The organism is Mycobacterium sp. (assembly GCF_049280035.1).
In the GTDB taxonomy this organism is placed as follows: Bacteria; Actinomycetota; Actinomycetes; order Mycobacteriales; family Mycobacteriaceae; genus Mycobacterium.
On sequence record NZ_JBAPPI010000620.1, the window covers coordinates 1 to 7,405 of the forward strand.

The 7,405-nt window shown below is 63.8% G+C and carries 7 protein-coding genes and 2 pseudogenes; 3 read left to right on the forward strand and 6 right to left on the reverse strand.

Features of this window, described 5'->3' with window-relative positions:
* Both WAN71_RS19885 and WAN71_RS19890 read left to right on the forward strand, forming a co-directional pair.
* Positions 1-505: amidohydrolase family protein (locus tag WAN71_RS19885; protein ID WP_422226972.1), on the forward strand; the 505-nt coding region annotated here is incomplete at its 5' end.
* Positions 502-1,716 carry a cytochrome P450 gene (locus tag WAN71_RS19890; RefSeq protein ID WP_422226973.1) on the forward strand — a complete coding sequence of 405 codons (1,215 nt, stop codon included), beginning with the start codon at positions 502-504 and terminating at the stop codon, positions 1,714-1,716. The genes WAN71_RS19885 and WAN71_RS19890, both read left to right, overlap by 4 nt.
* Positions 1,717-1,728: 12 nt before the next feature.
* Here WAN71_RS19890 and WAN71_RS19895 read toward each other — a convergent pair whose 3' ends face one another.
* Complete coding sequence (locus tag WAN71_RS19895; RefSeq protein WP_422226974.1) at positions 1,729-2,952, reverse strand: sodium-dependent bicarbonate transport family permease; 1,224 nt, start codon at positions 2,950-2,952, stop codon at positions 1,729-1,731.
* Between the two features lie 250 nt (positions 2,953-3,202).
* Positions 3,203-3,415, reverse strand: coding sequence for a hypothetical protein (locus tag WAN71_RS19900; RefSeq protein ID WP_422226975.1), 213 nt, complete (start codon positions 3,413-3,415; stop codon positions 3,203-3,205).
* A 286-nt stretch (positions 3,416-3,701) separates the two neighbouring features.
* Here WAN71_RS19900 and WAN71_RS19905 point away from each other — a divergent pair.
* Positions 3,702-3,878, forward strand: a pseudogene (locus WAN71_RS19905) (chorismate-binding protein); the annotation flags it as partial.
* Positions 3,879-3,894: 16 nt separating this feature from the next.
* On the opposite strand, the gene WAN71_RS19910 reads toward WAN71_RS19905, so the two are convergent.
* The 4 genes and pseudogenes from WAN71_RS19910 to WAN71_RS19925 form a co-directional block, all read right to left on the reverse strand.
* Positions 3,895-4,809, reverse strand: a complete 915-nt coding sequence (locus WAN71_RS19910) for a MerR family transcriptional regulator (protein WP_422226976.1) — start codon at positions 4,807-4,809, stop codon at positions 3,895-3,897.
* Between the two features lie 3 nt (positions 4,810-4,812).
* Entirely contained in the window at positions 4,813-6,324 is a 1,512-nt protein-coding gene (locus tag WAN71_RS19915) for a flavin-containing monooxygenase (RefSeq protein ID WP_422226977.1), read from the reverse strand.
* Positions 6,321-7,241, reverse strand: coding sequence for a ferritin-like domain-containing protein (locus tag WAN71_RS19920; RefSeq protein ID WP_422226978.1), 921 nt, complete (start codon positions 7,239-7,241; stop codon positions 6,321-6,323). Before WAN71_RS19920 ends, WAN71_RS19915 begins: the two co-directional genes overlap by 4 nt.
* 26 nt (positions 7,242-7,267) lie before the next feature.
* Positions 7,268-7,405: pseudogene (locus tag WAN71_RS19925) on the reverse strand (short-chain dehydrogenase); the annotation flags it as partial.

The following is a 7,405-nucleotide window of genomic DNA, read 5'->3' on the forward strand; positions in this document are numbered from 1 at the left end:
CGAGCTGCGCACCGGGCTGACGCCGGCGCCGTTCGGCGACGACGCCGCCGACTGGCGGCTGCGCGCCGAGGTGTGGCGCTCGCCGCATGCCGTCATCGGCGGTTCGGACGCCGGCGCGCACCTCGACATGATGTGCGGCGCGATCTACACCACGTCGCTGCTTGGCCACGGAGTCCGCGAGCACCAGGTGGTGACGCTCGAGGAAGCGGTCCGGCTGGTCACCGATGTGCCAGCCCGGCTTTACGGGCTGGCCGAGCGGGGCCGGATCACGCCGGGCTGGCACGCCGACTTGGTGTTGTTCGATCCGGCCACCGTCGACCACGGGCCGGAGCGCACCCGTTACGACCTGCCCGCGGGCGCACCGCGGTTGGTCGCCGACGCCCGCGGCATCTCTTCGGTGCTGGTTGGCGGTGTCGAGGTGTGTCGCGACGGCGTCGCCACCGGGGCGCTGCCCGGCACCGTGCTGCGGTCCGGCCGCAACACTCAGACGGTGCAGGCCTCGTGAACCCCGCCGTCGGAGAATTCGACCCGGCCGAACTGCAGGGCGGGCTGCTGATGCAGGTCGAAAACGTGCACGAGCGGCTGCGCGAGGCGCGGTCGCGGAACCGGGTGGTGGTCGGCAGCCCGTTTACCGAAACCTCGAGCGAGACACTGGGCTCCGCCGGGGTGACCGTGCTCGGATACGACGAATGCCAGACGGTGCTCACGCACCCCGACACGTTCTCCTCGTCGATCTACGACACGATCATGGGCCCGGTGATGGGCCGTACCCTGCTCGAACTCGAGGGCGCCGACCACCGGGCCAATCGGGCGCTGGTGTCCCCGTCGTTCCGTGCCGCGTTGCTGGACCGCTGGCGCAGCGAGTTGGTGGAGGTGGTGGTCCACGAACTCATCGACGGCTTCGCGCCGCGCGGGCGGGCCGAGTTGGCCCGCGACTTCACCTTCGCGTTCCCGGTACAGGTCATCGCGCGGATCATGGGTCTACCGCGGCAGGATTACCCGCGCTTCCAACGGCTTTCGATTGAGTTGCTCAACGTGGTCTACAACTGGGACTGCGGGATTGCCGCATCGGCGACGCTCAAGGCGTACTTCAACGAGATCCTCGCCGAGCGTCGGCGTCATCCGCAGGACGACCTGATCACCATGCTGTCGCAGTCTGAGATCGACGGGACGCGACTCACCGATCACGAGATCTTCGCGTTCTTGCTGCTGATCTTGCCGGCCGGAGTGGAGACGACCTACCGCGCTTCGGGCAACCTGCTGGTCGCCTTGCTCACCGAGCCGGACCAGCTCGACGCGTTGCGAGCCGATCGCGGCATGCTGCACGGCGCCTTCGAGGAGGCGTTGCGGTGGGAGCCGCCGATCACCACGGTGATGCGGGTGGCGGCGCGCGATTGCGAGCTCGGCGGCGTCGCTATCCCGGCCGGAACAAATGTCAGCGTCAGCGTCGCTGCCGCCAACCGGGACCCGAAGCGCTACCCGGACCCGGATCGCTTCGATCCCACCCGCAAGAACATCGCCCACCTGACGTTCGGCGGCGGCCCGCATCTCTGTCTGGGCATGCATCTGGCGCGGATGGAGGCGGCGGTCGCGATCAACGCGCTACTGGACCGGCTGCCGGATCTGCGGTTGGACCCGAGCGCCCCCACGCCGCATGTCGCCGGCATGGCGTTTCGCTCCCCGGCGGCGCTGCCGGTCGAATTCACCTGCTGCTGAACAAGTCTCGCGTCAGGTGAGCGGGAGCCACTGTGTGATGATGTGCGAGATCTCGATGTAGACCGGGATCCCGATCGTGACGTTGTACGAGAACGTCAAACCCAGCGATGCGGCCAGCGGCAGGGTGGGGCTCGCCTCGGGGATCGCCAGCCGCTGAACCGCGGGCACAGCGATGTACGACGCCGCGCCGCAGAGTACGGCGAACAGGATGTAAGTGCCCGGCTCGAAATGGGCATGGGTGAAATGAGCGTAGGCATGAGCGACGATGAGCCCGATAGTGGCGAACAGGTTGGGCGCCAGCAGGCCGAAGGCGATGAAACCGGGGCCTGCGCTCTTCAGGTCCTTCAATCGGCGAGCGGCAGTCATCCCCATTTCGAGCAAGAACAGACACAGCACGCCCTGGAAGGCCGCCACAAAGACCTTGTCATTGTCGTGCACGACCTTCACTCCCTGCAACCGACTGATGAGGCCGATGACGATGCCACCGAAGAGCAGATAGAGCCCTGGGTTGAGCAAGACTTCCCTGAGCAGCTTGACTGTGCGAGCGCCCGACTTTGCGTCATCCGAATCGACGCTGTCACCGGGATGCTTCCGCAGTTCCAGGGCTATCTCCGTCTCCTGCTCGATCGCCAGCTCGTGTTCGCTATCGAGCTGCTTCCCCGGTGCCGGCCGGCTGGCCGCACCGGGCCCCACGTTAGCCACCGGCTTGTAGCCGGGCTCGCCCGGCATGTTCCCCAACGCGTCCATCCCCTTGTGCCGCAGCCGCGCCGCGAAATACAGCGCCACCAGGCAGCCAGGCATTTCCATGACAGCCAACATCACCGACATGAAACCGTTGAAGGCCATCCCCACGGTCGTAAGGACGCCGATGCAGGTTGCGAACGTGCCTGCCGAGTCCGAGCCGTAATAGCCGGCGACCGTGGCCCTGTCGATCCGCCGCATCTTCGTCATGCGGGTCAGCAGCACATAGGCGAGAAAACCTATCAGGAAGTTCAGCAGGAATCCCAGGACGATGAATCCTACGATGCTGCCGATGCTCCCTACATGGATCGTGGCGAGCTCTTCACCGCCCTTCCAGCCGATGGCCAGCAACAGGTACATCGTCACGCCCTGATAGATCACATAGGGAAACTCGAATTGCACCTTGAGAATCGGGATAAAAAAGCCGAGGTAGAAAAATAACAACAACGGCTTGAAGAGGTTGTGTCGGAAGTTCTCCCAGAACTCCAGGAGCATTGTAAGTCTCCCTTGATGTGCGCGGCTTGCTCGAAATTCGTGACCGCCGCGATGGGGCCACGAGTTTCAGAGCCTAATCCCGGAGCGCTACTTCATAAAGTGGCCACTCCCACATTTGAGCTGGGAAGATGCTGCGAAAGTGCTGGGAACTCCGGCCGCAGCGTCGCAATTCGCAAATATAGAGTCGCCAAATAATCCGCTGTCGCGGATCGACCCGTTTATTCGTTTATTCGTTGAGAGCTATTTCTCGTTACTTCTTGGAACCAACCAGTGGCGGCCGCACCACGGGCTCCTTGATCCGGTGCGTTACCGATGCCCACGCCGATGGCGAATAGTGCGTCGTGACTTCCTCGAACCCATCGACGCGGGAAACGGTGAGCACGCCAGTTTCTTGATTGATGGTGAGCTTGTCGCCGTCCAGTGCGTGGACCTCTTCTCCGTCAAGGAGCCGGATGATGAACACGATGCTGTCCTCTCGTCAGAGTGCGGCCTGGCCTGCGATCGTACGGTCGATCCGCTCACGGATCAGATCCATTGTGGGACTGCGACGTGAACGGTTCGAAAACGTGCAATGACAACCAATCACAGGCTGCGCCGGGCGGCGACGGACACCGCGAAGCCTGGTTGCCGCCAGCTGGTCGAGTTCGCAGCTCAGCCGGTGCTCAAGCCGCATCCGCCGCGGCGGCCCGCGGTTAAAGTCAGGCCTACTAAAAGTGCGGGTGACCAGGCATGCGGACCGCAGTAGTGATGTTTCCGCTGACGGCGGGCTCGACCCGGCGCTAACCCTACGGAGCGCCTACGAACGGGACGGGCGAACCTGGCTGCGGGCCGGAGCCGGCATCATCGCGGCCTCGGATCCCGACCGGGAATTCGAGGAGACCTGCGAGAAGCTGGCCACGCTGGCACCGCATCTGGTTGCCCGCTAGTAGGTGCGCCAGCGCTTTAGCCGACTTCGGCGTCCGGCGAGCGCTCCAGATAGTCGGCCAGAATACGGCTCACCAGCGACTCGATGGTCGATTCGATAGACGACGCCAGGGTGGCGGTCACGGATGCGACGGCTTGGCTACGAAACCGGACCAGCATGGTGATCAACTCGGCGATTTCGGTGTCGGCGGGTAGGGCTTCCCGCGGTTTGATCCGGTCGGCGACGTGTTCGGCGCCGGCGCGCACCAGCATCTCGCTGATCTGGTCGACCAGCGGGACGATGTTCTCGTGCAGGTCGACGAGTTTTTCCATGCTCACGCCGTAGCCGCGGATCTCGTTGAACGCGTCGATGAGTTTGGGACGGGTGATGGTGGCGTCGGCGCCGTCGACGCGAATGACTTGCAGGCCCACCAGTCGATCGAATGCCTTGGCGTCGTTGATGAGTCGCTGCGCCTCGGCCAGCGGCACGGTCTGCGACTTCTCGGTGGTCCAGGTTCCCACGATTGCGGATTCCAGGCCGAGAACGTCGCCGAGATTTTTACCTTCTTCCCAGGCGCTGAGCATCTCTCGGACGTGGGCAATGGTGTATCCGCGGTCCAGCATCGAGGTAATCAGCCGCAGCCGGGTCAGATGAGTGTCGTTGAACAGCGCAATCCGCCCGACCCGCAACGGTGGCGGTAACAGCCCGCGGTCGCGGTAGACACGAATGTTGCGGGTAGTGGTACCGGCCAGCCGGGCCAAGTCGTCGATGCGGTATTCCCCGGATAGCGGCGCACTGTGTGGGTGGCGGACCGCCGCGTCGAAAAGCTGCGACACCGCGTTTTCGATGACCTCCCGCGACTGCCGCCGAACGCGCTTGGGCGCGCGCCGCAGGTTGGCCAGGACGCCGGCGATGGTGCCGGTCTCTGCTCGGGTCGCTCGGTCGGGTGGCATCGTTCAGGCGTATGAGCTGAGGCGAGTATCGGCGGTGTGAGCGACCGCGTCGTAGTCGGCGAACCGGAAGTCCCGCATCTGTCGAAGGTACTGCGTCGCGGTTCCGGGGTACATCGAGGCGTTGAAACCGTCCTTGGTCAGATACCAACTACTACAACCCGACATCCATGTCGTCTTGGTGAGCCGCCGCTGAATGCGCTCGTTGTAGCGGCGTTGGACGCCTTGACGAACGTCGAGGTACCGCAAGTCGTTGTCGAGGATGGTGGTGACACCCCGCACGACGTAGTCGAGCTGGCCCTCGATATAGACCAGCAGCGAATTATGGCCCGGCCCGGAGTTGGGACCGGTCATGAAGAACAGGTTCGGATACCCGTGCGCGCTGGCGCTCTTGTAAGCCTGTGCACCGCCGGCCCATTCGTCGCTCAGCATGCGCCCGCCGAGCCCGGTGACTGCGAACGGCGGTCCGGTCAAATGCACGTCGTAACCGGTGGCGAACACGATGCAGTCCAGATGGTGCTCGATGCCGTCGCTGGTCCGGATGCCGACCGGGCTCAATGTCGCTATCCGCCAGTCGATGAGCTTGCAGTTGTTGCGTTGCAGGGCGGGGTAGTAGTCGCTTGAGACCAGCATGCGTTTGCAGCCCGGGGTGAAGTCGGGAGTCAGCTGGCGGCGCAGCCACGGGTCTTTGACCTGGCGGTGCAGGTGTAAGCGGCCCAGCCGGGCCACCAGCGAGGTCAACGGGGTGTTCCACACCAGGGCGGTGGCACTGGCCTCATGCCCCCAAAACAATGCTTGACGCGCAAGGTGTTGAACCGCAGGGGCTTTAGTGAACACCGATTGCACAGCGGGTGGAGTGGCGACGTCCCAGCGCGGCAGCACCCAACCCGGGGTACGTTGAAAAACCTTGACGAACTCGGCTTGTTTGACCAGTTCGGGAATGATCTGGATGGCGCTGGCGCCAGTGCCGATGACCGCGACCCGCTTGCCGGCGAAGTCATAGTCGTGGTCCCACCGGGCACTGTGGATCTTGTGCCCGCGGTAGGTATCGATGCCGCGGATGTCGGGGAAGCTGGAGTCGGGTAGTGGCCCGGATGCCAGCACGACGGTCCGGGCCCGAAAGCGCTTGCCGGCGGCCGTGGTTGCGGTCCACACGCCGGCCTCGTCGTCGAACGACAACCCGGTTACCTCTTGGCCGAACCGAATGTGGCGGCCGATATCGAATCGGGTGGTCATGTCCTCGAGGTGTTCGCGGATTTCGTCGGCCGGCGAGTAGGTCCGCGACCAGCCCGGGTTTTTGGCGAACGAAAACGAGTACAGCAGCGACGGGATGTCACAGCTGGCACCCGGATAGCTGGTGTCACGCCAGGTTCCACCCACCTGGTCGCTGCGTTCCAGGATGACGATGTCGCCCGCCCTGTTGAGGCCGGCTTTGCCTAGTTTGATCGCAGCGCCGAGCCCGCTGAAGCCGGCCCCGACGATCAGCGTCGCATAGGTATGTGTGTTCGCCATGATCACGCCGCGGGCTCGTGGGTCAGTTCTTTGAACCAGCTGGGCGTAGGTCGTAGCAGTGGCCTGGGATAGCGATCCGACAGCCACACCATGGAATTGGCCAGCAGGTGATACGGGTGGCGCGGGTTCACCACCATCGCGGAATGTAGTCTGAGGATTTGATAGGTGGGCACTCGCCAGGTGTGTTCGCCTCGCTCGCCGAGCTGCTTGAACCGTTTGACCGCGTTGTAGAGCCGCTCGGGCTCCATGCCCATGTCGTCAAGCTCGTTGCGCACCCGGTTGAGCAGCGGCAGATACATCAACGCGCCGATGATCAGCCCCGGTGAGGCCACGTTGCCAACGAAGTCGATCGCGAGCTTCCGGGCCTTGGCGTGGCCGATCATGTTGAGCACTTCGAAATCGACTGCAAGGTGCCGTGATTCATCATTGTTGATCTTTTCGAAGACTTGGTGGCAGACCGGATCCTCGACCTCGTCGAGCAGGAACTTCAGCAGCGCGCCATCGAGTGCGACCTCGAGCATCGGGATGACGGTGCCCAGGATCGCCAGCGACATCCCGTCGGCGTAGGCGTCGAGCCATTGCATGGCCAGCCGGATGTTGACGTTCGGTTCGGGCATTTCGCCGTCGTCGAGCATGCCCCAGCGCTTCATCAGCGCCAGCTCCGCATTGGCATGGCGTTGCTCTTCGGCGTGGAAGTATCGGTAGATCTCCGCCAGCGTCGGGTCGGGCGCCTTCTTGGCCAACGCCGAAAATCCACGGGCGCCGATATTCTCGATCCAACAGAGGTCGGCCATAAACGCTTTCAACTTAGGTCGGAATTCGTCGTCGATGGTCTCGGCGCCGGGTGCCGCCCAATCGATATCGGCAAGCGCCCACTGGCGATCCTTGATCTTGGTCAGCATTGTCTGCATATCGATACTCACGCCGATCCTCCTTCGGATTGGTGCTGTCAGAGCGGGGCGTGCCGGGATACCAGGCCCATTCCACGGGTGTACGTGCCAGGGACCAAGCGTTTGATGTTCCAGCCGATCTTGGCTTCGAGCTGCGGCATGCAATACAGCTCACCGCGATCGTGGGTGTCCAGGCA

What these genes read in the sequence shown, in the direction of transcription:
- WAN71_RS19895 (WP_422226974.1), bottom strand. Translation starts at nt 2,952, where the DNA reads ATGCTCCTGGAGTTCTGGGAGAACTTCCGACACAACCTCTTCAAGCCG.
- WAN71_RS19910 (WP_422226976.1), bottom strand. Translation starts at nt 4,809, where the DNA reads ATGCCACCCGACCGAGCGACCCGAGCAGAGACCGGCACCATCGCCGGC.